The sequence below is a fragment of the Vibrio ziniensis genome (genome assembly GCF_011064285.1).
GTDB lineage: Bacteria > Pseudomonadota > Gammaproteobacteria > Enterobacterales > Vibrionaceae > Vibrio > Vibrio ziniensis.
This window is the reverse complement of sequence record NZ_CP049331.1, coordinates 782,370-803,986: the sequence shown is the minus strand read 5'-3', so window position 1 is coordinate 803,986 and position 21,617 is coordinate 782,370. Positions and strand designations below refer to the sequence as shown.

At 43.3% G+C, this 21,617-nt stretch carries 17 protein-coding genes and 1 pseudogene; 8 read left to right on the top strand and 10 right to left on the bottom strand.

Annotated features, from left to right (window positions below):
* Positions 1-52: 52 nt before the first annotated feature.
* Positions 53-3,949: a phosphoribosylformylglycinamidine synthase gene (purL, locus tag G5S32_RS03630; protein ID WP_165310534.1), complete on the bottom strand. Its 3,897-nt coding sequence runs from the start codon at positions 3,947-3,949 to the stop codon at positions 53-55.
* Positions 3,950-4,255: 306 nt separating this feature from the next.
* Here purL and mltF point away from each other — a divergent pair, with 306 nt between their 5' ends.
* Together mltF and G5S32_RS21630 are read left to right on the top strand one after the other, a co-directional pair.
* Positions 4,256-5,830 carry a membrane-bound lytic murein transglycosylase MltF gene (gene mltF / locus G5S32_RS03625; RefSeq protein WP_165310533.1) on the top strand — a complete coding sequence of 525 codons (1,575 nt, stop codon included), beginning with the start codon at positions 4,256-4,258 and terminating at the stop codon, positions 5,828-5,830.
* A gap of 180 nt (positions 5,831-6,010) precedes the next feature.
* Positions 6,011-6,136, top strand: a complete 126-nt coding sequence (locus G5S32_RS21630) for a hypothetical protein (RefSeq protein WP_281347259.1) — start codon at positions 6,011-6,013, stop codon at positions 6,134-6,136.
* Positions 6,137-6,252: 116 nt separating this feature from the next.
* On the opposite strand, the gene tadA is transcribed toward G5S32_RS21630, so the two are convergent.
* Complete coding sequence (gene tadA / locus G5S32_RS03620) at positions 6,253-6,768, bottom strand: tRNA adenosine(34) deaminase TadA (protein ID WP_165310532.1); 516 nt, start codon at positions 6,766-6,768, stop codon at positions 6,253-6,255.
* 103 nt (positions 6,769-6,871) lie between these two features.
* A complete protein-coding gene (locus tag G5S32_RS03615) occupies positions 6,872-7,756 on the bottom strand; it encodes a LysR family transcriptional regulator (protein ID WP_165310531.1) in 885 nt (294 codons plus the stop codon).
* A 149-nt stretch (positions 7,757-7,905) separates the two neighbouring features.
* Between G5S32_RS03615 and G5S32_RS03610 the strand changes: the two genes are divergently transcribed.
* The gene (locus tag G5S32_RS03610) at positions 7,906-9,039 is read left to right on the top strand and encodes an S-(hydroxymethyl)glutathione dehydrogenase/class III alcohol dehydrogenase (protein ID WP_165310530.1); all 1,134 of its coding nucleotides are present in this window, start codon (positions 7,906-7,908) and stop codon (positions 9,037-9,039) included.
* Positions 9,040-9,133: 94 nt separating this feature from the next.
* On the top strand, positions 9,134-9,982 hold the full coding sequence (gene fghA, locus G5S32_RS03605) for an S-formylglutathione hydrolase (RefSeq protein WP_165310529.1): 849 nt from the start codon (positions 9,134-9,136) through the stop codon (positions 9,980-9,982).
* Positions 9,983-10,054: 72 nt separating this feature from the next.
* Here the strand turns inward: fghA and G5S32_RS03600 are convergent, their stop codons facing one another.
* The 4 genes and pseudogenes from G5S32_RS03600 to G5S32_RS03585 all read right to left on the bottom strand — a co-directional run bounded on the left by G5S32_RS03600 (position 10,055) and on the right by G5S32_RS03585 (position 11,951).
* Positions 10,055-10,474: a type IV pilus modification PilV family protein gene (locus G5S32_RS03600; RefSeq protein WP_165310528.1), complete on the bottom strand. Its 420-nt coding sequence runs from the start codon at positions 10,472-10,474 to the stop codon at positions 10,055-10,057.
* Between the two features lie 37 nt (positions 10,475-10,511).
* Positions 10,512-10,838: pseudogene (locus G5S32_RS21460) on the bottom strand (hypothetical protein); the annotation flags it as partial.
* The gene (locus G5S32_RS03590) at positions 10,835-11,464 is read right to left on the bottom strand and encodes a PilW family protein (RefSeq protein ID WP_165310527.1); all 630 of its coding nucleotides are present in this window, start codon (positions 11,462-11,464) and stop codon (positions 10,835-10,837) included. The gene G5S32_RS03590 and the pseudogene G5S32_RS21460, both read right to left, overlap by 4 nt.
* On the bottom strand, positions 11,442-11,951 hold the full coding sequence (locus G5S32_RS03585; RefSeq protein ID WP_165310526.1) for a GspH/FimT family pseudopilin: 510 nt from the start codon (positions 11,949-11,951) through the stop codon (positions 11,442-11,444). Before G5S32_RS03585 ends, G5S32_RS03590 begins: the two co-directional genes overlap by 23 nt.
* 96 nt (positions 11,952-12,047) lie before the next feature.
* Between G5S32_RS03585 and G5S32_RS03580 the strand changes: the two genes are divergently transcribed.
* Positions 12,048-12,488 (top strand): type IV pilin protein, encoded by a 441-nt coding sequence (locus G5S32_RS03580; protein WP_165312700.1) that lies wholly within the window; start codon positions 12,048-12,050, stop codon positions 12,486-12,488.
* Between the two features lie 272 nt (positions 12,489-12,760).
* On the opposite strand, the gene dnaJ is transcribed toward G5S32_RS03580, so the two are convergent.
* The 3 genes from dnaJ to grpE all read right to left on the bottom strand — a co-directional run bounded on the left by dnaJ (position 12,761) and on the right by grpE (position 17,173).
* Positions 12,761-13,903, bottom strand: coding sequence for a molecular chaperone DnaJ (dnaJ, locus tag G5S32_RS03575; RefSeq protein WP_165310525.1), 1,143 nt, complete (start codon positions 13,901-13,903; stop codon positions 12,761-12,763).
* Between the two features lie 270 nt (positions 13,904-14,173).
* Positions 14,174-16,087: a molecular chaperone DnaK gene (gene dnaK / locus G5S32_RS03570; protein ID WP_165310524.1), complete on the bottom strand. Its 1,914-nt coding sequence runs from the start codon at positions 16,085-16,087 to the stop codon at positions 14,174-14,176.
* A gap of 468 nt (positions 16,088-16,555) precedes the next feature.
* Positions 16,556-17,173, bottom strand: coding sequence for a nucleotide exchange factor GrpE (grpE, locus tag G5S32_RS03565; protein WP_165310523.1), 618 nt, complete (start codon positions 17,171-17,173; stop codon positions 16,556-16,558).
* Positions 17,174-17,335: 162 nt separating this feature from the next.
* Here grpE and nadK point away from each other — a divergent pair, with 162 nt between their 5' ends.
* The 3 genes from nadK to G5S32_RS03550 all read left to right on the top strand — a co-directional run bounded on the left by nadK (position 17,336) and on the right by G5S32_RS03550 (position 21,608).
* Positions 17,336-18,220: an NAD(+) kinase gene (gene nadK, locus G5S32_RS03560; RefSeq protein ID WP_165310522.1), complete on the top strand. Its 885-nt coding sequence runs from the start codon at positions 17,336-17,338 to the stop codon at positions 18,218-18,220.
* 637 nt (positions 18,221-18,857) lie between these two features.
* Positions 18,858-20,276, top strand: coding sequence for a tryptophanase (gene tnaA / locus G5S32_RS03555; RefSeq protein ID WP_165310521.1), 1,419 nt, complete (start codon positions 18,858-18,860; stop codon positions 20,274-20,276).
* Between the two features lie 117 nt (positions 20,277-20,393).
* Positions 20,394-21,608: an aromatic amino acid transporter gene (locus tag G5S32_RS03550; RefSeq protein ID WP_165310520.1), complete on the top strand. Its 1,215-nt coding sequence runs from the start codon at positions 20,394-20,396 to the stop codon at positions 21,606-21,608.
* Positions 21,609-21,617: the final 9 nt, after the last annotated feature.

Here is a 21,617-nt window from a genome sequence, read left to right as displayed (position 1 = left end):
TTTGCGCTTTTGTTTACATGAAATTTAGTAGCTTTAATTCACGGGTCTGTTATTAACCCAAGTTCTTACGTGCGTTTTGGAACATACGCATCCAAGCACCGTTTTCACCCCAGCTATCTGGATGCCATGAGTTTGCCACTGTGCGGAATACACGCTCAGGGTGAGGCATCATGATAGTTACACGACCATCAGCAGTAGTTAAACCTGTGATTGCATTTGGCGAACCATTCGGGTTGTTTGGATACTGTTGTGTTGGGTTACCGAAGTTATCAACAAAACGAACCGCTACCGTGCCTGAGTTCTCGATTGCCGCAAGGTGTGCTTCATCACGAACTTCGACACGACCTTCACCGTGAGAAACTGCGATTGGCATACGAGAGCCAGCCATACCGTCGAAGAACACAGAATCAGATTTCTGAACTTCTACTAAGCTAAAGCGAGCTTCAAAACGCTCAGACTCATTGCGTACGAAACGTGGCCACAAATCTGCACCTGGGATCAGTTCTTTCAGGTTAGACAGCATCTGACAGCCGTTACACACACCTAGAGAGAAGGTATCTTCACGGTTGAAGAAAGTTTCAAACTGGTCACGAGCCTGTGCGTTAAACAGCACTGACTTCGCCCAACCTTCACCGGCACCCAGTACGTCACCGTAAGAGAAGCCACCACAAGCCACAAGGCCTTGGTACTCTTCCAGCGCAGCTTGACCTGTCAGGATATCGCTCATGTGGATGTCTGTTGCTTCAAAGCCTGCACGGTCAAACGCTGCTGCCATTTCAACATGCGAGTTAACGCCCTGCTCACGCAGAATAGCCATCTTAGGCTTAGCGCCTTTGGCAATATAAGGAGCAGCTACGTCTTGGTTAGTATCGAAGCTTAGTTTCACGTTCAGACCTGGATCTGAATTGTCTTTCTTCGCTTCAAACTCTTGGTTTGCACACGCTGGGTTATCGCGAAGTGCCTGCATCTTATGCGTCATTTCAGCCCAGATAGTACGAAGATCTGTTCTTGAACGGTCGATAAGTACAGTGTTACCCGAAGAGATCACGACTTTGTCAGACGCCTCAACAGCACCGATAACGTGTGAACATGCTGCTAAACCATTGTCTGCTAGCGTTGCTAGTACAGACTCAAGTTCATCGTTCTTAACCTGCACAACAGCACCGAGTTCTTCGTTGAACAGCGCTGCGAGAACATCTTCACCTAACGCTTCAATGTTTGCTTTCACACCACAGTGACCAGCGAATGCCATCTCAGCAAGAGTAACAAATAGACCACCATCGCCTTTATCGTGGTAAGCAACCAACTTATCGTTGCTTACTAGGTTTTGAATAGCGTTGAAGAAACCTTTTAGTTGCTCTGCGTTGTCTACGTCAGCAGGCTTATCACCTAATTGCTTGTAAACCTGAGCTAGAGCTGTAGCACCTAGACGGTTTTTGCCGTTACCTAGGTCAATCAATACTAGGCTTGATTCGCCTAAATCTGTGCGTAGCTGAGGTGTGACTGTCTTACGTACGTCTTCTACACGTGAGAATGCCGTGATGATAAGTGAAAGTGGAGAAGTCACTTCTTTGTCTTCGCCATTTTCGTTCCACTTAGTCTTCATCGACATTGAGTCTTTACCCACAGGGATAGTCAGACCAAGTGCAGGACATAACTCTTCACCAACTGCTTTCACAGCTTCGTAAAGACCCGCATCTTCACCAGGGTGACCTGCTGGAGACATCCAGTTAGCAGATAGCTTGATACGTTTGATATCGCCGATTTCAGTTGCAGCGATGTTAGTGATTGCTTCACCAACTGCTAGACGAGCAGACGCACCGAAGTCAAGTAGAGCAACAGGAGTACGCTCACCCATCGCCATTACTTCACCGTGGTAAGTGTCGTAACTAGCTGCAGTAACTGCGCAGTTCGCAACAGGAACCTGCCATGGACCAACCATTTGGTCACGAGCAACTAGACCAGTTACCGTACGGTCACCAATCGTGATCAGGAATGTTTTCTCTGCAACAGCTGGAAGACGAAGTACACGTTCAACTGCTTCACCTAATTCGATACCTGAACGATCAATTGCTGGGCTATCAACCTTCGCTGTTTTCGCATCACGGTGCATTTTAGGCGTTTTACCTAACAGGATATCCATTGGCATATCGATAGGCGTATTGTCGAAATGCGTGTCTTCTAGTTTCAGTTCACGCTCTTCAGTCGCGATACCTACTACTGCGTATGGAGCACGCTCACGCTTACAGATAGCATCGAAAGCTGCCATGTTTTCTGGCGCAACAGCCAATACATAACGTTCTTGAGATTCGTTACACCAAATTTCCAGCGGGCTCATTCCCGGCTCATCATTTGGCACATCGCGAAGTTGGAAAATGCCGCCACGCTCGCCATCATCAACAAGCTCAGGCAGTGCGTTAGAGATACCGCCCGCGCCCACATCGTGAATAAATGCAATTGGGTTTGCTTCACCAAGCTGCCAACAACGGTCGATAACTTCCTGACAACGACGTTCCATCTCTGGGTTTTCACGTTGTACAGAAGCAAAATCTAGATCTTCGGCTGACTGACCAGAAGCCATAGAAGAAGCTGCACCGCCGCCAAGACCGATGTTCATCGCAGGGCCGCCAAGTACGATCAGGCTTGCACCAACAGGAATCTCTTTCTTCTGTACGTGTTCATCACGAATGTTACCTAAACCACCCGCAATCATGATTGGCTTGTGGTAACCACGAACTTCTTCACCCGCGTGAGAAGTTACTTTCTCTTCGTAAGTACGGAAGTAACCTAGAAGGTTTGGACGACCAAATTCGTTGTTAAATGCCGCACCGCCTAGAGGACCTTCAAGCATGATGTCTAAAGCTGTAACAATACGACCCGGTTTACCGAAATCTGTTTCCCAAGGCTGTACAAAGTTAGGAATACGAAGGTTAGAAGTAGTAAAGCCAACAAGGCCTGCTTTTGGTTTACCACCAATACCGGTTGCGCCTTCATCACGAATTTCACCGCCTGAACCAGTAGAAGCACCCGGCCATGGAGAAATTGCTGTAGGGTGGTTATGAGTTTCCACCTTCATCAGAATGTGCGCTTTTTCGTGGCTGTAGCCGTACTGACGAGTTTCAGGGTTCGGGAAGAATCGACCAACTTCAGAACCTTCCATTACCGCCGCGTTATCTTTATAAGCAGACAGAACGTAATCTGGAGTCATCTCCATGGTGTTCTTGATCATCTTGAATAGTGATTTGTCTTGCTTAACGCCGTCGATTGTCCAATCAGCGTTGAAAATTTTGTGGCGACAGTGCTCAGAGTTTGCTTGTGCAAACATCATTAGTTCGATATCAGTTGGATTACGCTCAAGCTTAGTTACGAAGCTTTCAACTAGGTAATCAATTTCGTCTTCAGCAAGCGCAAGTCCTAGGGTAACGTTTGCTTCTTCAAGCGCTTTACGGCCACCTGTCAGTAGATCAACGTAAGCAACAGGCGCTGGCTCTGCAGATTTAAACAATGCAGCAGCTTGTTCAAGTTCAGTAAAAACCACTTCCATCATGCGGTCGTGGATTAACGCATTGATAGTAGAGATTTGCTCAGCTGAAAGTTCACCTTCTGACTCAATGTAGTAAGCCGTACCGCGCTCTAGACGCTTAACATTTGCTAAGCCACAGTTGTTCGCGATATCCGTTGCTTTAGAAGACCAAGGAGAAATAGTACCTGGGCGAGGAGTAACAAGAAGAAGCAAACCTTGCGGTTCGTGCTCTTGAATTGTTGGACCGTAAGTCAGTAACTTTTCAAGTTTTTCGATTTCACTGCCGTCCAAATCCGCTTTGAGATCAGCAAAGTGCATAAACTCTGCATAGATACCCGTCACAGGTAGGTTTTGTTCACGACACGTCTCGAGTAGTTTATTAACACGAAACTCAGAAAGAGCTGGGGAACCACGCAAAATTCTCATGTGCAAAGGTCTCTATATCCATTGATTGAGGTGTAATTGGCATAAATTCATCTAATTTTCAGTACGTTAAACTAAGTAACCAGAACTTATGCCGATTTCATCTCTTTGATGGGTGCGCATTATAGAGGATTTTTTTTTGTGACGTAACACCAAAAGCAACCGTTTGCGTCATTTTTTTTATTAAATTTGAATTTTACCCCGTTTGAACAATTTTTAGACACAATAAGCTTAGTAACAAGCTATCACTTTGCCATCCGAGCAGCCTTTGATATAAAGGCACTAATTGATGTTAGAGATCTCAAATTAATGACAACGCTTTTTAATCATTCATTCTGCCGTGCGCTATCTCTATTTTTACTGACTTTATTAGTTAGCGGCTGCCAAATTGATTCCGAACCCAAGAGTGAACTAGACCAAATCCGCGAACGCGGCGTCTTGCGTGTTGGTACATTAAACAACCAGCTTTCTTACTACATTGGCCCCGATGGTCCTTCGGGCTTGGATTATGAATTAGCCCGTGAATTTGCGGCACAATTGAATGTGAAACTTGAGATGAAACCCGCTTATCGTCTCTCAAGCCTCTTCCCTGCCCTCAAAAATGGCGAGATTGATATCATTGCTGCCGGGCTTAGTCAGTCAGAAGAACGACTTAAAGATTATAGGGCAGGTCCAGCTTACTATTATGTCTCACAACAAGTCGTTTATAAAAAAGGACAGTGGCGACCGCGTAACATCCAACAATTGGTTGACAGACAGGATGAGCTAGAAATACAGAGTGAAGGGCAACCAATTTTTAGTATTGTCGACGACGCGCATTTTGAAACAACCTTGAAATCACTAAAAAAAGACTACCCTGATTTCAATTTTTACGTTGATGATAACTCAGATGTCAACGACTTACTGAAAAGTGTTACCGATGGTTCATTGTTATTTACCATGGCAGATTCAGTAGAAATATCACTGTCGCAACGAATTTATCCCGACTTAGCACCAGCTTTCGAAGTTACAGAAGACCAACCCATTTCATGGTTTATGCGACGCTCACAAGACGAAAGTTTGTATGCAATGATGATCGAATTTTTTGGTGAAATTAAACAATCAGGATCATTAGCTTCATTAGAAGAAAAATACATAGGTCACATAGGGACGTTTGATTACGTTGATACTCGTGCTTTTATCCGTGCACTTGATAGCCGCTTACCCAAATGGGCTCCGTTGTTCCAAAAATATTCTGATGAATTTGATTGGCGTCTAATTGCAGCACTTGCGTACCAAGAATCTCACTGGAATCCGAGAGCAAAATCGCCAACAGGTGTACGTGGTATGATGATGCTGACATTACCTACCGCCAAAAGTGTAGATGTCGCTAATCGTCTTGATCCTGAGCAATCAATTCGAGGCGGTGTTGAATATTTACGCAGAATGATAGCCCGTGTTCCTGATTCTGTTTCTGACCACGAAAAAATCTGGTTCGCCCTTGCTTCGTATAACGTCGGCTATGGGCATATGATGGATGCGCGTCGTCTAACGAAACTTCAAGGCAGTGATCCAGATACTTGGGCAGATGTAAAAGATCGACTGCCGTTATTGCGCCAGAAGAAATATTTTTCTCAAACAATCTATGGTTATGCTCGAGGAGATGAAGCTAGAAACTATGTAGAGAATATTCGCCGTTACTATCAGAGTATCATTGGTCATTTAGAACAACAAAAAGTGGTTAACGTTGAATCCGGGACGGATGACATTACAGTGATCAATGTTCCTCAAGAAGACGAAGAGGCCACTGAAGAAACGTTTGACGAGGCTCAAAGCAATCAAGAAAGCTCTGAATCTGACCATTTCAAATTGATCAGTGATACTTCGGTATCAATAAAAAAATAAACACTTGATTTTTGACACTGAAACCCATAAATAGATATCTGTATTCACTCTTACTCTACAAATAAAAATAAGTAAGCGTTGGATACATAGAAACGTCAAATAAGTTTGATAGTTTGGCGCCCTGATTGGATGAATAATTGGGGTTTGTTATGATAGTTAGTACTGAAAGGGGGATGTTTTATGCTTAAACGTAGGCCTAAACTCCTTAGCAAAGCAGTATCAGCTAACCGCCGTCGTCGTATGCTAGCCAATACAAAGAAGAAAGTGCTAGCACGTCACCGAGCGTATGTACATTTGGAAGATTAGTACTGGTTAAACGCTGATATTTTAGGGAGCAAACATCTACGGCAGTAGATGTTTGCCAAAATACCCACCACGATTAATATCTCTTCTCTTAAATCTTTTCCTACTCTTATTTCTAATTATGGATTGAGCTTCTGCTCATCTCTCAACGCTTTGATTTCTTTGCGACGACGCTTGAAAAACGCTTGTAACTGAGCACGGCACTCATCTTCGAGTAAGCCCTTTTCAATCGTTGCATAATGATAAGCCGCAGGACTATCAAAGATATTTAATACTGTACCTGCAGCACCCGCTTTAAGGTCAGGTGCACCATACACAACTCGTTTTACTCGGCTATGTAGCAAAGCACCCGCGCACATAGGACAAGGTTCAAGAGTGACATATAAAGTTGTGTCTAACAGTCGGTAATTTTGCAAGATCTCTCCCGCTTGACGTAATACCTGTATTTCAGCATGAGCGGTTGCATCATGGTCACCAATAGAACGATTCCAGCCTTGTGCTATTATTTCTCCATCCTTTACCAATACTGCGCCTACAGGTACTTCGCCCTGCTCTTCAGCTTTAGTAGCTAAAGCCATAGCTTGGCGCATAAAGTATTCGTCTTGTGGGCTAAATTCCGCTTGGAACTGGGTCATTATGATTTCTCTTAGTTAAAGCTTTGGATTGTTTGGCTATGGAAGATTTAGTATTACGTTTTTAAGCTAATGGTGTTTTGCTCTTACCCGTTGTTGGGCAAAATTATACAACAGCTTCACCAGATAAGCCCTGCGTAAGGTAATCCACCAGCAAACGAACCTTAGCTGAAAGGTGTCGATTATGTGGATAGAGCGCCCAAACCCCTTCTCTGTCATCACGATAAGTCGATAGCACCTCGACTAACGCGCCAGAAGCCAAATGTTCACTTACGTAATAATCAGGTAACTGAACCATTCCCATTCCTCGTAATGCCGCATCAAGTAATACGATACCACTATTGCAGTTAATGTTGCCTTTCACCCGGATAGCGCGTGATTGACCATGTTCTTTGAATCTCCAGTGCTCGTAAGTTCCAATCAAACACTGATGCTGTGCTAACTCAGATAACGTATGAGGAACACCGTATCGAGCTAAGTAATCCGGTGTTGCACATACATGCAATTGCCGATTGCTCAGCTTTTTAGCTCGAAAGCTCGAATCCTCCAATTGTCCGAGACGAATAGCCAGATCAACACCCTGCTCGATGAGATCGAGTTTCTGATTCGTCAACACTAACTCCAAATTCAACTGCTCATGTTGCTGCAAAAACTGATGAAGAAGAGGCGCGATCTTCTGTTCGCCGTAAGTGACTGGTGCCGTCACTTTGAGCTTACCTTGGGGCATTTGCTGCATTTGAGTGACGGTTTGTTCAGCTTGTTCCAAACCCTCTACTAAAACGCGGCATTGCTGAAAATAAACCTGGCCTGCTTCAGTTAAGGATACTTTACGTGTGGTTCTCACCAGTAACTTAACTTTCAGTCTTTCTTCAAGTGTTGCAACTCGTCGGCTGATATTGGCCACAGACGTGTTTAAACGCAGCGATGCTTGAGTAAAGCTACCACTCTCAGCGACCGCGATGAATTCGTTAATGCCTTCCCAACTCGCCATGAGTCCCTCTTGAATTATTACAATTATGTAAAAGTAATTCTCATTTTGACCCAATTATTAACTAAAAAGAAGCTTCTATACTAAAAGACTATTCACGGTGTTCGGATCACACCAAACACACATAGTTATTGCATTGAAAGGACGAGCACATGTCACAAGACAAATTCATTAAATCTCGCGCAGCAGTTGCGTGGGGACCAAACCAACCTCTTAAAATAGAAGAAGTGGATGTCATGCTTCCACGTAAAGGTGAAGTATTAGTGCGTATTGTGGCAACTGGTGTTTGTCATACTGATGCGTTTACTCTTTCTGGCGAAGATCCTGAAGGCGTATTTCCTTCAATCCTTGGTCATGAAGGTGGCGGTATTGTTGAAATGGTGGGTGAAGGTGTGACTTCTGTCGAAGTCGGCGATCACGTGATTCCACTTTACACCGCAGAATGTGGCGAGTGTAAATTCTGTAAATCAGGCAAAACTAACCTGTGCCAAGCGGTTCGTGCAACGCAAGGTAAAGGTCTAATGCCAGATGGCACCACACGTTTTTACAAAGATGGCCAACCAATTTTCCACTACATGGGTTGTTCAACATTCTCGGAATACACTGTGCTTCCAGAAATTTCACTAGCAAAAGTCAACAAAGAAGCACCACTTGAAGAGATCTGTCTGTTAGGTTGCGGCGTAACAACGGGCATGGGCGCGGTGATGAATACTGCTAAAGTGAAAAAAGGCGACACAGTGGCTATCTTCGGTCTAGGCGGTATTGGTCTTTCCGCAATCATCGGTGCTCGTATGGTCGGCGCAAGCCGTATCATAGGTATCGACATCAACGAGAAGAAATTTGAGCTAGCTAAACAACTTGGTGCGACAGACTGCATCAACCCACAACACTTCGATAAGCCAATTCAGGAAGTAATTGTAGATATGACGGATGGAGGTGTGGACTTCTCATTTGAGTGTATCGGTAACGTGAACGTGATGCGTCAAGCTCTTGAGTGTTGCCACAAAGGTTGGGGCGAATCGGTTATCATCGGCGTTGCTGGCGCAGGTCAAGAGATCTCCACTCGTCCGTTCCAATTAGTGACAGGTCGTGTATGGCGCGGCAGCGCATTCGGTGGCGTTAAAGGTCGTTCACAACTTCCAGGGATTGTTGAGCAATATCTTGCTGGTGAATTTGGTTTACAAGAGTTCATCACTCACACTATGCCATTAGAAGAGATCAACGAAGCGTTTGATCTGATGCATGCTGGTGAGAGTATCCGTTCTGTCGTTCACTTTAATAAGTAACAACTTCAACGAATAAAATCAGCATATACCCCATTATATTGAGTGGCTGCAATACAACGCAGTCACTTCGAATTAACTGGGTATAGGAGGAAGAATGAGTTTAATTAATCATAGCCAAGCGAAAGTTTTCGATGGCTGGCATAAGCAATACATTCATCAATCCAGTACGCTCAATTGTGAAATGCGCTTTGCTATCTATCTGCCTTTAGAAGCAACTGAAGATAACCGAGTACCTGTTTTATATTGGTTATCAGGTCTTACTTGTACCGATGAGAACTTCATGCAGAAAGCTGGGGCTTTTAAAAAAGCAGCAGAGTTAGGCATTGCGATTGTTGCTCCTGATACAAGCCCTCGAGGTGAAGGAGTTCCCGACGATCCAGAGGGTGCTTACGATTTCGGTCTTGGCGCAGGCTTTTATCTCAATGCAACCCAAGAACCTTGGCAAGAGCACTATCAGATGTACAGTTACATTGTTGATGAACTGCCACAATTGATTGAAGCGCATTTCCCAGTAAGTAAACGCAAGGCTATTTCTGGTCATAGTATGGGCGGTCATGGTGCATTGACGATTGGTATTAAAAACCCAACGGCCTATTCGTCAATTTCAGCCTTTAGCCCGATTTGTCATCCAATGGCAGTGCCATGGGGACAGAAGGCATTTCGCAATTACTTGGGTGAAGATAAAACTAAATGGCAGCAGTACGATGCAGTTGAGCTGATGAAAAACCATTTAGTAACAACACCAATATTAGTTGATCAAGGCAATGCGGATAGCTTTTTAACCGAACAACTTAAGCCTGAAACACTGCAATCAGCAGCGATTGGAGCAAAAGCTGATTTAACTCTGCGCATTCAGCCAGGGTACGATCACAGTTACTACTTTATCCAGACATTTATCGATGATCACCTAGAGTTTCACGCTAACTATCTGAAATCAGAATAACCTTAGCTCACAATGCAAAGCCCGAACCCCGGGCTTTTTCTGTATCAAGCAGTTAGAGCTTTCGTTCAAGCCCTAAGAGTCAAACTCGCTGAACTTAGAAATCATGGTTTGCAAATTCACTGCGTGCTTATTGCCTTGCCGGTCAAGCCAAGACGCTTCGATGTCCACCATTTTTATACAGCCCAATAAACTACTCGGCTCTGTGACACTCCACGTCAGTATATAAAAATTCGCTGCTTGTTCTGAGCCTGAAACTATGTCGCCGTCATAAGAAGCAACAGTGAAAGACGCGTCAGGAGATAATGATCCCCTTGTTCGAAACCATTCCAGTTTCTGCTCAGCAAGATTCAATGCTTCAATACTATGGATAGCAAAATCAGCTCGCTGCTCAATATAGGATTGCAGCTTAATTAAACCTAATACACTCACACCAATTAATAGATAAGTGATCATCACTTCGATTAAGCTAAAACCTTGCTCGTTATTTCGCATACCAAGATCCTGCTTTCCATTTTAGACAATTAGCCGAAATCTCTTTTTGAAGAGAGCTATAACCAGAAGTTGCGGTGACTATCCATCCATTGCTGGTATCAGAAACCATTGCCGTTGAATGATATCCAGATCCGCAATCCGATATAAACAGAGGCCGCTTATTCTCATGCCTAAACTGGGTGTATGTACATTCAAGTACCCCTTCAGCATGCCAATGATGTTGGCGTGCTTTAACTTCATTTTGCGCTCTTTTGATTTGATAGAATAAGTTTTTATAAGTCCCCATAGTAATTACTAAAGCCGCCATTAAAAGAACCGAAGTGATCATTAAAGTTGCTAAACCTTGTTGTGAAGTTCCCCTCATTGCCAATTTCTATGTTTTATTTTGAGCGTCATGCTTCGCTCACTAGAAGGTTCTTGAGCTAAAAAAGCAGACAAGCGTATTGTCAAAAACGCACTGGCTACGTGTTTTTCAAGTGAATGACGTTGAACGGAAAATTCAGATACCGAGATCTGAGAAGGATCGAATAAAGAATAACAGTTGCCTCTATAGCCAGAATCAGAGGCCAAAACTGAACTCATCGGCACTGGATGATGTTTTTCACAAAGTAGCAAACGTGAGGTATGTTGATCCCATCTATAAACAACATGGCGGAACTGTTCAATATTGTCTGAGAAGGCTTTATAAACATATCCTAAAGCTGTATTTGAATGATCAACATATACGATATGTGTTGAATCAGAAAATGTGACTGAATCCGTTGATGGTGAATCAAAGCCCGCTCTTTGAATATCTTCTTTTAACTGTTGGAGAACAGTCGTCATGCTTTGCATCAGAAAAATATGTTTCGTTTTTTCAACAGCAGCCCTTTGAATAGAGATGAAGACACTCCCTGTAATAGTGACAGCTATAGTCCCCATAAGAGCAGCGGTCATAAATTCTATTAACGTACTACCACACATTTTCTTAAACACACATCGGATAGCCATACAAGGCTTCTCCTTCGCCACAAATCAAGATTCGGCTAGCACCAAAAGAGCTTTTAAACTGCAATTTTTTCTGTGTTGACATAATGGATGACAAACTCAAATGACCATTAGTAATTTTTCCTCGCACACCATCAAACTTAATCTGATTGGATAAGTAACTAGACGAAAAAATAACGTCTCGATATCGATTTCCATTAAGCAGTTGAATGGTTTCACCTTGAGTATCTTTATCTGAATTAGTTAAGCGAATTTCCCAATCTCCGGTGAAAGTTGGATTACTATCAAATCGAATATGAGCCCAAAGATCAGTATTGCGATATACCGCTTCTGACTTTGCTTGAATGAGAAATCCATGCAGCTCTTGAGCAAGAGCCTTAATTTTTTGCCTTTGCTGAAACTGATAGAAGTTAGGGATCGAAGCTGATAGGAGTATGGTCAAAACAGCCATGGTTAACATCATTTCTAATAAGGTAAACCCGCGAGGCATTTCTCAAACTCCTGTGTAAACATCAATGTAAGCTGAATTAAACTTGTATTGATGCTAACAGTTACCAAAAATGACGTGGGCGGATATCAATAAGTAATAGACATGATTAGAACAATTAATTGCAACATCACTTCAAATAAGCATCACGGTTTGACACTCATCGAATTAATGTTAGTTATTGCGATTATTGGAGTTTTGGCTGCAATTACTTACCCAAACTACAGTGATCATATTAGAAAAGGACACAGAAAGCAGGCGATGGCTGATATGGCTAAATTGCAGCTGTATTTAGAGGAACAATACAACAATGGATACGTCACTGATGCTGTAATAACAAATGGAATATGTAACAACTTCTGTGAAGTAGATAAAGAAAGATACCTGATTTCAGCAACTGTCAGCAATACTGGATATCTTATTAGCGCTATACCAAAAGCAGAAAAAGGACAAAATAAAGACACTTGCCTAGGTGAAGCTTATGAGAAGCTAACATTGTCCCACACAGGAGAAAATTTACCCATCTCATGTTGGCTTTAAATGTCATACCAATCACATTTATTTCCTAATCAAACTGGCAATGAGTACCGATAAGCAAACCCTCCGAGCTATGGAAGGCTCGGCGGAGCTTCAGGGACGAATGAGTGCACGTTTGCTTTTGACGCCTATTCTCTATTCTGCCGATGCTCAGTCAGAGCATATTTTTATCTAGGATGGTATAAAACTGGTATCAGCTGCATAAAAATGATCCGAGGATTGAAATAGATAAGGCCAGCTATGCTGGCCTTATCTTTATATCCATTAACCAGAGGTTAGCTGGTTAGATCATCGAAGAATTTCTTAACACCGTTGAAAAAACCTTCTGATTTTGGTTTGTGCTTTTGACCCGCTTCGCCACCAAAAGACTCTTCCAGTTCACGTAATAGTTCTTTTTGACGAGAGCTGAGTTTCACTGGCGTTTCTACCACCAACTTCACTAGCAAGTCACCAATTGCACCACCACGTACACTCTTCACGCCTTTACCACGCATGCGGAACATACGACCTGTTTGCGTCTCTTCTGGGACTTTAAGGTTTACACGACCATCAAGGGTTGGAACTTCAACTTCACCGCCAAGTGCAGCCATAGCAAAGCTTACAGGCACTTCACAGTAAAGGTTGTTGCCGTCACGTTCAAAAATATGGTGCTCTTTCACGTGTACTTGTACATACAAGTCACCTGCTGGTGCACCCATTTCTCCCGCTTCACCTTCGCCAGATAAGCGAATGCGATCGCCAGTATCCACGCCAGCTGGAATCTTAACGTTAAGTGTTTTAGTCTTTTGCTTGCGACCTTGACCATGACAATCATTACATGGGTCTTTAATGATCTTGCCTTTACCGTTACAGGTAGGACAGGTTTGCTGTACAGCAAAGAAGCCTTGACGCATTTGCACTTGACCGTGGCCATGACAGGTTCCACATGTTTGTGCAGATGTGCCTTTCTTAGCACCAGAGCCGTTACACGTATCACAATGAACCAGTGTTGGTACTTCGATTTCTTTGCTACAACCGCGAACAGCTTCCTCTAAAGTCAGTTCCATGTTGTAACGTAGATCGGCACCACGCTGCGCACGAGGACCGCCGCCGCCACGACGAGCACCGCCGAAGATGTCACCAAACACATCACCGAAGATGTCACCAAAATCAGCACCGCCACCGCCGAAGCCACCACCGCCCATGCCGCCTTGTTCGAAGGCGGCATGACCATACTGGTCATAAGCGGCTTTCTTCTGATCATCCGTCAGAATTTCGTACGCTTCTTTTACTTCTTTAAACTTATCCGCAGCAGTCGCATCACCCGGATTGCGGTCTGGGTGGAATTTCATAGCTAGGCGCTTATACGCCTTTTTAATATCGCGCTCTGAGGCATCACGGCTAACGCCTAATACTTCGTAAAAATCACGTTTTGACATGTTTTAAACTACCAATTACTTTCAGCGAGAAGCGCTGTGCTTCTCCGTCTTTTATCAATCAATCTAGATAATATTACTGACAACATTTTTATTATTTACTTAGCAATCAATATGTTGATGCAATGAGTTGACGAGCAAATAGTATTATCTGGATAGACTCTATATCTACAAACATGCGGGCGAGAGAGAAACTCTGACGCCCGCAAGTAAATAGCATGAATCGTGAACACAGATGACTTGTAATGTAACAAGTCATCCGCTTACAACAAATTATTTCTTGTCGTCTTTCACTTCTTCAAATTCAGCGTCAACAACATCATCGTCTTTAGAAGCTGATTGTTGTTCAGCACCAGCACCTTGTTGTGCTTGAGCTTGCTGTTGAGCAATCTCCATTAGCTTTTGAGAAGCTTCCATCAGAGCTTGAACTTTTGCTTCGATTTCAGCTTTGTCGTCGCCTTTCTTCGCTGTTTCAAGAGCAGAGATAGCCGCTTCGATTTTCTCTTTGTCTTCTGCAGGAAGTGCTTCACCAGCTTCAGTTACTTGCTTGTGAGTTGCGTGAATCATTTGGTCAGCTTGGTTACGTGCAGTTGCTAACTCTTCGAACTTTTTGTCCGCTTCTTTGTTCGCTTCTGCTTCTTGAACCATTTTCTCGATTTCTGCATCGCTCAAACCGCCAGAAGCTTGGATAGTGATCTTCTGTTCTTTACCAGTTTGTTTATCTTTCGCAGATACGTGCAGGATACCGTCCGCATCTAGGTCGAAGATAACTTCGATTTGAGGCATACCACGAGGTGCTGGTTGAATACCTTCTAGGTTGAATTGACCTAGAGACTTGTTGTAAGTCGCTTGCTTACGCTCACCTTGTAATACGTGAATCGTTACTGCATTTTGGTTGTCTTCAGCTGTTGAGAACACTTGGTTCGCTTTAGTAGGAATCGTTGTGTTTTTCTCGATTAGCTTAGTCATAACGCCACCCATAGTCTCGATACCCAGAGACAGCGGAGTTACGTCTAGAAGAAGTACGTCTTTAACGTGACCAGCCAATACACCACCTTGAACTGCAGCACCAACCGCTACTGCTTCATCAGGGTTCACGTCTTTACGTGGCTCTTTACCAAAGAACTCAGAAACTTTCTTCTGAACCATAGGCATACGAGTTTGACCACCAACAAGGATAACGTCAGTGATGTCACCAACAGATAGATCAGCATCCGCTAGAGCAACTTTTAGTGGATCTAGTGAACGTTGAACTAGGTCTTCAACTAGAGATTCCAGTTTCGCACGTGAAACTTTGATGTTCATGTGCTTAGGACCAGTTGCATCTGCTGTAATGTACGGTAGGTTCACATCCGTTGACTGTGTTGAAGACAGTTCGATTTTCGCTTTTTCAGCAGCTTCTTTTAGACGTTGCATTGCTAGCGGATCGTTCTTCAGGTTGATGCCTTGCTCTTTCTTGAACTCATCAGCCAAGTAGTTGATTAGGCGGTTATCAAAGTCTTCACCACCTAGGTGAGTGTCACCGTTAGTAGAAAGAACTTCGAAAGTTTTCTCACCTTCAACTTCATCGATTTCGATGATTGAAATATCGAATGTACCACCACCAAGGTCGTATACAGCGATAACGCGATCACCGCCTTTCTTATCCAAACCGTAAGCTAGAGCAGCTGCAGTTGGTTCGTTGATGATACGTTTAACTTCTAGACCAGCGATACGTCCAGCATCTTTCGTTGCTTGACGTTGAGCATCGTTAAAGTAAGCAGGAACGGTGATTACAGCGCCAGTCACTTCTTCACCTAGGAAGTCTTCTGCAGTTTTCTTCATTTTCTTCAGAACTTCTGCTGAAACTTGAGGTGCAGCCATTTTTTGGCCTTTCGCTTCAACCCATGCGTCACCGTTATCAGCACGTACAATTTTGTAAGGCATGATTTCGATATCGCGCTGTACTTCTTCGTCTTCGAAACGACGACCGATAAGACGCTTAATAGCAAATAGCGTGTTTTCTGGGTTCGTTACAGCTTGACGTTTTGCAGGTTGACCGACCAATGTTTCGCCGTCTGTATATGCAATAATAGAAGGGGTGGTACGTTCGCCCTCTGCGTTTTCAATTACGCGAGGTTTGTCGCCGTCTAGTACAGCAACACATGAGTTAGTCGTACCTAAGTCAATACCAATGATTCTACCCATCAGGCTATCTCCGAAATAAATTCTCTGTTCGTTTGTTATGCCCTTATCGGGCAACAAGCTAAACATGTATGTTTGCTTCTTGTATGCCCAATAGATAAGGGCGTCAAAAAGCATTTCAAGGGGAAAAATGAAAAAAAATAAAAATTATCGGCTTTTTCGAGCAAAAATTTTGAGGCTGGATAAAAACTCGGCATGAGGCCACCAACACTTATTCGATGGAGCCATCATTTACGGATGCTATTGTTTGTTATCGTTATTATTCGCCACAGCTTCCTTTCGCCAAAGCTTAGGCTCGCCATAGATTACCCTTAAATACCACAAAGGAAACATGGGTATCTTTTTTTGCTGCGTTAGCCGTTTTTATAGCAATAACTAACTTTCGATTTTCTCCATAAGATAAACGGGAAGCTAAAGCCTCCCGTTATTGAATCCGTCGTTCCAGCGAAGGCTGGAAAATGACAAATCAGATTACTTGGCAACCATAACCATCGCAGGACGAACCACACGACCGTTTAGCTCATAACCTTTTTGCATCACGAACATAACTGTGTTCGATTCGTGATCTGGGCTTTCTTGAATTGACATCGCTTGATGGAATTCAGGATTGAACGCTTCACCTTCAGGGTTGATTTCTTTCAGACCAAACTTCTCTACAACACCGATAAATGTTTTGTGAGTCAGTTCAACACCTTCAACCACTGGTTTAATCGCTTCATTTTCTAGATCTGCAGCTTGAATCGCACGCTCTAGGTTGTCGATAACTGGTAACAATTCTTCCGCAAAACGGTTCAAAGCAAATTTACGTGCTTTATCTACCTCTTGCTCAGAACGACGGCGCATGTTTTCAACTTCAGCTTTAGCGCGTAATACGCTGTCTTGCTGCTCTTTCAAGCGTTGTTCGCTGGCCAATAGGGCTGCTTCTAGTTGAGCAATTTTTGCTTCTTGCTCATCAAGCACTTCGCCTTCTTGCGCTTCTTGGTTCCAATCGATATCAGCATCAGTGCCGACAGCTTCAGCTTCAACTTCAACTTCAACCGCTTCTGGCTTCAGCTCTTCATCTTTAACTTTGTTTTCTTCTTTGCTCATGATATCTCCTGCATTCCTTCAGTTATCAGGTTCTCATTTAATAACCGCTAAGGAACTGAATTCTCTTTTACGTTCTTGACACAAAAATTCGCATAAAAGCGTAACTTGCCCTTATTATGGGGATGAAGAATTTTGATTCAAGCCTAATTCAGTTGGAAACTTATGAAAAAACCATTTGAAGTCATCGCCATCATTGGCAAGCCTAGAGATCAACAAGCCATTCAGACGCACAAAGAATTGTATCAATGGTTAACAGTTCTAGGTTATCCCGTCTTTATTGACGATAGGCTCAAAGAAATCTTAACGGATATTCCTCAAGACCACTTTTCAAGTTTAATCGAACTTGGCAAAAAGGCAGACCTTGCGATTGTTGTTGGCGGTGACGGTAATATGCTGGGTGCAGCTCGCGTTTTGTCTCGCTTTGATATTTCGGTCATCGGTGTTAACCGTGGCAACCTAGGCTTTCTAACTGATTTAAACCCAGAAGATTTCCAATCTCGCTTACAAGCAGTATTGGAAGGCGACTACATGGAAGAAGAGCGTTTCTTGTTAGAAGCGGAAGTGCACCGCCATGGGCAAATAAAAAGCCACAACGCAGCATTAAATGAAGCCGTACTCCACCCAGGAAAGATCGCGCATATGATTGAATTCGAGGTGTACATCGACGACAACTTTGCGTTCTCTCAACGTTCAGACGGCTTGATCATTTCCACCCCGACGGGGTCAACGGCATATTCTCTCTCTGGTGGAGGCCCAATTGTCTCCCCTAGCCTTAACGCTATTACACTGGTACCTATGTTTCCGCATACGTTGTCATGTCGCCCGTTAGTGGTGGATGGTAAACGTCGAATCAAACTGGTAGTTTCACCTGACAACCGAGGAACTCAGGAAGTGAGCTGTGACGGACAAATATCATTGCCAGTATCGCCAGGTGATGAAGTGATCATTTATCAGAGTCCAAATGTACTCAAACTTATCCACCCGAAAGATTACAGCTACTACAGTGTATTAAGAAGTAAACTCGGCTGGTCGAGTAAATTGTTTTAAACCAAGTAGTTAAATTATCCCATACCATCTAGCCTCGACAATAAAGTCGGGGCTTATTTTATAATCTTTTATTAATAGGTAATTAAAAACTGATTGCTTTATTTATTTACCATAGTAAATTCTTTCAACGCAACATCTTTTATATGTGACGTATGATTTATTCCATATTAAAGTTGAGGACTTTGGTCACAATTATTATTTCAGTCAATTTACTTCTTGAATGACTTGGTTAAGAATCCAACCATCAGTCAACCAGCTATAACTCACAGCGGATTTGGATATGAGTACAACTCTAAAAAATCAAGACAAGTTATGGTCAAGCTCTCTAGCTTGGTACACGCACGACTATCAAATCTCAATCTTACCTTCTTTTACACACGCCTAGTCTACTTGGTTGTTTCTGTATTCTTTCGAATCTATTAGACAATCATAATCAACTCTAAATCTATTTATATCGTTTTCGATACTTTCGCCCAACTTTATTTAAATTAAAGTTGTTGCCTAGTTATTCGTGAATGAATTTATTTAACGAAATTTTATCGATAATTATTTAGCGCGGTATTTTACACCCTAAATAAATATATAGGGCAGCCAATAATATCGCCTGACAAAAATTAATTTATTCAAAGGTATTATCATGGAAAACTTTAAACATTTACCAGAACCGTTCCGTATTCGCGTTGTTGAGCCAGTAAAACGTACTACGCGTGAATATCGTGAAGAAGCAATCATTAGAGCGGGTATGAACCCATTCCTACTAGACAGTGATGACGTGTTTATTGACCTTTTAACCGACAGTGGCACAGGTTCTATTACTCAAAGAATGCAAGCAGCAATGCTAATGGGTGACGAAGCTTATAGTGGTAGCCGCAGCTACTATGCACTTGCTAACGCTGTAAAAGACATCTTCGGTTACGAGCTTACAATCCCGACTCACCAAGGTCGTGGCGCTGAGCAAATCTATATTCCGGTACTGATTAAAAAACGTGAGAAAGAAAAAGGCTTAGACCGCTCTAAAATGGTCGCACTATCTAACTACTTCTTCGACACCACTCAGGGTCACACGCAAGTGAACTGCTGTGTAGCGAAAAACGTCTATACCGATGAAGCTTTTGATACTGCTGTAAACGCAGATTTCAAAGGTAACTTTGATATCGCTAAACTGGAAATGGCGATTGAAGAAGCAGGACCTGCGAACGTGCCTTACATTGTCAGCACGATTACTTGTAACTCTGCCGGTGGTCAGCCTGTATCTATCGCGAACTTAAAAGCGGTATACGAAATTGCTCAACGTTATGACATTCCGGTCATTATGGACTCTGCTCGCTTTGCTGAAAATGCATACTTCATTCAACAACGTGAACCGGGGTATCAAGATTGGACAATCGAAGAAATCACTCGTGAAACCTACAAGTACGCAGATGGCTTAGCGATGTCAGCGAAGAAAGATGCGATGGTGCAAATGGGCGGTCTATTGTGCTTCAAAGACGAGTCAATGATGGACGTTTACACTGATTGTCGTACGCTTTGTGTTGTTCAAGAAGGCTTCCCTACTTACGGCGGTCTTGAAGGCGGCGCGATGGAGCGTCTGGCGGTTGGTCTTTACGATGGTATGCGCCAAGACTGGCTAGAGTACCGTATCGGTCAGGTTCAATATCTTGTTGATGGATTAGAAGCGATTGGCGTTGTTTGTCAGCAAGCGGGTGGCCACGCAGCTTTCGTTGATGCAGGTAAACTTCTACCTCATATCCCATCAGAGCAATTCCCAGCACACGCTTTAGCATGTGAACTATACAAAGTGGCAGGTATCCGCGCTGTAGAAATTGGGTCACTACTGTTAGGTCGAGATCCTGCAACAGGTAAACAACATCCTTGTCCTGCAGAGTTGCTACGTCTAACCATTCCTCGTGCAACTTACACTCAAACGCATATGGACTTCGTTATCGAAGCGTTTGAGAAAGTGAAAGAAAATGCGCACAACGTTAAAGGGCTCGATTTCACATACGAGCCACCAGTACTGCGCCACTTCACTGCTCGTTTGAAAGAAGTGGAATAATTTCTGAATCTAGCGCGCCTTCGGGCGCGCTTACTCCCACTAAATAGCGCAAAAACAAAATCTATAAATTTAGCGGGCTTATTTTCCAAACATGAAACTTAAACAAGAGTAACGATTATGAACAATAATCCATCTTTAGTCGGCGGAGCTTGTATCATTGCTAGCGTCTGCGTAGGGGCTGGAATGTTAGGTTTACCGAGTGCAGGTGCTGGCGCTTGGACAACTTGGTCTCTTATTGCAATTACTTTTACCATGATCATGATGACACTTTCTGGTTGGATGCTTTTAGAGGCATTCAAACGTTACGACCTTAAAGTGTCTTTTAACACTGTAACCAAAGATATCCTTGGTGATAATGTAAACCGAATTAACAACTTAGCGGTTTACTTTGTTGGCGGTATCTTACTTTATGCATACATCACCTCTTCAGGCTTAATTTTGGAAGGTGTGTTGGGCATTAACAATAAAATCGCTTCAGTCCTGTTTGTTGCTGTTTTCTCTCTTTTCGTTTGGCACTCTACTCGAGCAGTCGACAGGATCTCTATCGTTCTTATTGCCTTTATGGTGCTGAGTTTTGTATTCGGCGTGTCGGGTTTAGCCGTTAACATCGATGCAAGCGTGCTGTTTGACCGCATCAGTGAAGAATCAAATTACGCTCCATATGCGATGGCTATGTTACCTGTGGCATTAACATCGTTTGGTTATCACCATTCGGTAGCCAGTATGCGTTCTTACTATGGATGTGAGAATCGTGCGAAATACGCCATTCTTGGCGGTACCGTTATCGCACTATTCCTCTATTTCCTTTGGATGATCAGTATTTACGGTAACCTTCCACGTAGCGATTTCGGTCCCGTTATCGCTCAAGGTGGTAACGTAGAAGCACTATTAGCGGCACTCGGTTCGGTTATAGACTCTGACAAGGTATCGCATGCGATTAATACCTTTTCAATGGCTGCCATTTTGTCCTCGTTCATCGGCGTGGGTTTGGGAGTATTTGACTTCCTAGCTGATCTGTTCAAGTTTGAAGATACCAAACAAGGTCGTACTAAAACTTGGGTTGCAACATTCCTTCCACCGCTTGTGCTTTCTCTTTTATTCCCTTTCGGCTTTGTTCTGGCTATTGGTTATGCAGGTGCAGCGGCAACCATCTGGGCATGCTTGATTCCAGCGTTGTTGGCTCGTAAATCTCGCACACTGGAAGGTGGTCAAGAAGGCTTTATGGCTCCGGGTGGCAATGCCATGATTGGTACGCTGATCCTGTTTGGTGTTGCTACCGCCGTGTTCCACTTTATGTCAATGATGAATCTTTTGCCGACTTTCAATGGCTAATCGCATTCA

Coding starts and splice junctions, on each gene's coding strand:
- grpE (WP_165310523.1), bottom strand. CDS start 17,173: ATGAGCAAAGAAGAAAACAAAGTTAAAGATGAAGAGCTGAAGCCAGAA.
- purL (WP_165310534.1), bottom strand. CDS start 3,949: ATGAGAATTTTGCGTGGTTCCCCAGCTCTTTCTGAGTTTCGTGTTAAT.
- G5S32_RS03600 (WP_165310528.1), bottom strand. CDS start 10,474: ATGCGAAATAACGAGCAAGGTTTTAGCTTAATCGAAGTGATGATCACT.
- G5S32_RS21630 (WP_281347259.1), top strand. CDS start 6,011: ATGCTTAAACGTAGGCCTAAACTCCTTAGCAAAGCAGTATCAGCTAAC.
- tnaA (WP_165310521.1), top strand. CDS start 18,858: ATGGAAAACTTTAAACATTTACCAGAACCGTTCCGTATTCGCGTTGTT.
- G5S32_RS03615 (WP_165310531.1), bottom strand. CDS start 7,756: ATGGCGAGTTGGGAAGGCATTAACGAATTCATCGCGGTCGCTGAGAGT.
- nadK (WP_165310522.1), top strand. CDS start 17,336: ATGAAAAAACCATTTGAAGTCATCGCCATCATTGGCAAGCCTAGAGAT.
- dnaK (WP_165310524.1), bottom strand. CDS start 16,087: ATGGGTAGAATCATTGGTATTGACTTAGGTACGACTAACTCATGTGTT.
- fghA (WP_165310529.1), top strand. CDS start 9,134: ATGAGTTTAATTAATCATAGCCAAGCGAAAGTTTTCGATGGCTGGCAT.
- dnaJ (WP_165310525.1), bottom strand. CDS start 13,903: ATGTCAAAACGTGATTTTTACGAAGTATTAGGCGTTAGCCGTGATGCC.
- G5S32_RS03585 (WP_165310526.1), bottom strand. CDS start 11,951: ATGCCTCGCGGGTTTACCTTATTAGAAATGATGTTAACCATGGCTGTT.
- G5S32_RS03590 (WP_165310527.1), bottom strand. CDS start 11,464: ATGGCTATCCGATGTGTGTTTAAGAAAATGTGTGGTAGTACGTTAATA.
- tadA (WP_165310532.1), bottom strand. CDS start 6,768: ATGACCCAGTTCCAAGCGGAATTTAGCCCACAAGACGAATACTTTATG.
- G5S32_RS03550 (WP_165310520.1), top strand. CDS start 20,394: ATGAACAATAATCCATCTTTAGTCGGCGGAGCTTGTATCATTGCTAGC.
- mltF (WP_165310533.1), top strand. CDS start 4,256: ATGACAACGCTTTTTAATCATTCATTCTGCCGTGCGCTATCTCTATTT.
- G5S32_RS03610 (WP_165310530.1), top strand. CDS start 7,906: ATGTCACAAGACAAATTCATTAAATCTCGCGCAGCAGTTGCGTGGGGA.